The 801-nt window shown below is 51.2% G+C and carries 1 pseudogene; it reads left to right on the top strand.

The window, feature by feature from the left end:
- Positions 1–76 precede the first annotated feature (76 nt).
- Positions 77–801: pseudogene (locus HMPREF2975_RS07145) on the top strand (integrase); the annotation flags it as partial.

Genomic DNA, 801 nt, shown 5'->3' with positions numbered 1-801 from the left:
CGGCGTACCTTACATATTTTGAGCGCGAAAGTGGTGTGGTGCCTCACATAGTTTGAGCGCGAAATAGATTGTTGGCATGAATGATGGAGTGGTTTGTTTGGGTACGCGCATTGAGGTTACGAAGCGGTTGCGCCTGGTATATCGCGGGGCTTCGAAAAAGGAAAAAGGGAGGGTGTTAGATAATTTTTGCGAGGTAACGGGATTGTCCAGGGCTAGCGCAAGGAGGTATCTGACAAGTGATGTTGTTGGTAATCCGGGTGTGTTCAGGATTGATTACCGCACGGTTCGTCCTACTAAGTATTCGGCCTCCTCGAAGAAAGTCTTAGAGCGCGTGTGGGTACTTTCTGGGTGCCAGTGCGGCAAATACTTGGCGGCATCGATGCTAACTTTGCTGGATTGTCTGCAAGCTCATGGCGAGTTAGTGCCAGGTAAGGATGGTTATAGCGAACAGGTGCGTGGGGAGTTACTGGCAATGTCTGCTTCTACTATTGACCGTTATCTTAAAGAATCCCGCCAGGGTTTAGAGCTAAAGGGGGTATCAACAACCAAGCCTGGCGCTTTGCTTCGTAACTCGATAACGATCCGCAAGGCCGGGGATGAGATCGCTTGCGAGCCGGGGTTTTTCGAGATGGACACGGTGGCTCATTGCGGGCCGAGTCTTAAGGGCGAGTTCGCTCGTACCCTAACGTTAACCGATGTGAACACGGGTTGGATACATTTAGAAGCCCTGCGTAATAACGCTCGGGTTCACATGCTCAAAGCCCTAGACTCTGCGATAGCGGCAATCCCGTATCAGGTTCA

The sequence above is a fragment of the Actinomyces sp. HMSC065F12 genome, assembly GCF_001814535.1.
GTDB lineage: Bacteria > Actinomycetota > Actinomycetes > Actinomycetales > Actinomycetaceae > Pauljensenia > Pauljensenia radingae_A.
The sequence above is the reverse complement of the archived record's forward strand: the minus strand, read 5'-3'. Positions and strand labels throughout refer to the sequence as shown.